Raw genomic sequence first — 1604 nt, 5'->3', positions numbered from 1 at the left:
AGTACCCGTTCGCCAACGCGTCTTATCCTTTCTGCCTGGCCCCATTGGGCTAACCGGATTCGCGATGCTGCTCGTCGGGATGTGGTGGATCTGGCGGTCCTTCGGCAGAATGATGGGGCTCGACGACCTTTACACGGCAACGCTGGTTGACGCGCCAAGCCTCGGGCACATGTGGGACGGCGCGATCCGTGGCGTCGACGGCAACCCGCCGCTCTACCTATCGATCGCTTGGGCGCTGACCCATGCGCTCGATGCAGCGCCAGACCGCGTGCTCAGGCCGTTCAACCTAGTGCTGCTCGCTGCCACCGCCGCGGTCGCCTACCGGATCGGCCGCCGGCTGGCGTCCCCAGGGGCTGTCGCCGTGACTCTGGCGCTGTTGCTGGTCGCCGACGGTATGGTGGGCTACGCGCTCCTCGCAGTGCGCACCTACGCGCTCTACCTGTTCCTCGTCTCTGCGACGCTCCTCGCCGCCCTGCGCGTCGTGGATCGGCCGAACCCCGCGAGGGCGATCGCGCTGGCCGGCATCGGCCTATTGGCAACCCTCGCCCACAGCTTCGGCGGCTTCTACGTGCTCGCCACGCTCGGCGCCGCCGGGCTCGCGTGCTTCGCCGGCCGCGACCGGCGCGCCGCCGCGGCGCTCGGTCTCGCGGCCGTGCCTTCGCTCACCGCGCTCCTCGCCTGGATCGCCATCTCCTTTCCGTTCCAGAAGGCCGTCGCCACGCCATACGGCTGGATCCCCGTGCCGAACGTCGATACGTTGTTGGAGGCGCTCACGGGATCGCGGCCGCTGACGATAGCGCTCGGTATCGCCCTCGCCTTAGCGGCCGCCCGCCTGCGCTTTGACCCACGCCGACTCATCAGAGAACGCCGCGATGTCGCAGCCTTGTACGCCGCGCTGTTTTCCTACGCTGGCCTGACCCTCGCGGCTTGGCTCGGCTCGCAACTCATCACGCCGTTCTTTATCCAGCGCTACTTCATTCCCAACCTACTCATCGCGGCGCTGCTGCCGCTGCCGGCCGTCGAAGCAGCGCGGCACGGCGCCCGGCCAGCCGCCCTGGCCGGTACCGCGGCGACCTGCGTTCTAATCGGGTGCTGGAGCCTGTCGCTCGACGTCTGGCAGGAAGAAATTCCGTGCCTCGACACTCAGGGCCACTTCCTCGAAGCCGATGCCGCGCGCGTCGGCCTACCAGTCGTCGCCGTGTCGCCCCACGTTTGGCTGCCGCGTGCCCGATACGCGCCGAACCAGAAGACCCTTTACCCGCTCGACTGGCGCGTCGTGCTGGACTACCCGAAACGCGCCCGCAACAACGCCATGGACTTCCACATCATGGAAATTCTGCGCCACTGGGCCACCCCTGGCAGCGCGCTCGCCGCAAACGTCCTGTCTACGAATGACATCCTCGCCCAGGGTCGCTTCCTCGTGCTCGATGAGGCAGGCCGCGGCTGGTTCGATGCGCTCCGTCGGCGCCATGCCGTCCGGGCCACACTGATGCGCGAAAGCCCGGACTGCCGTCTGTGGGAGGTCGCGCTGGGCGATCCAGAGGGACCGTAGACGAGTGCTAAGCCTGCCGCACGGCGTTCTGTTACAGCATCGTTCCGTTTAG

General features: G+C 67.8%; 1 protein-coding gene. It reads left to right on the top strand.

The window, feature by feature from the left end:
• Positions 1–64: 64 nt before the first annotated feature.
• Entirely contained in the window at positions 65–1552 is a 1488-nt protein-coding gene (locus OXS27_RS32215; protein WP_267361727.1) for a hypothetical protein, read from the top strand.
• Positions 1553–1604: the final 52 nt, after the last annotated feature.

Origin of the sequence: Methylobacterium sp. GC_Met_3 (assembly GCF_026540775.1) — a bacterium.
Taxonomy (GTDB): Bacteria; Pseudomonadota; Alphaproteobacteria; order Rhizobiales; family Beijerinckiaceae; genus Methylobacterium.
This window is presented reverse-complemented; position numbering and strand designations above follow the sequence as displayed.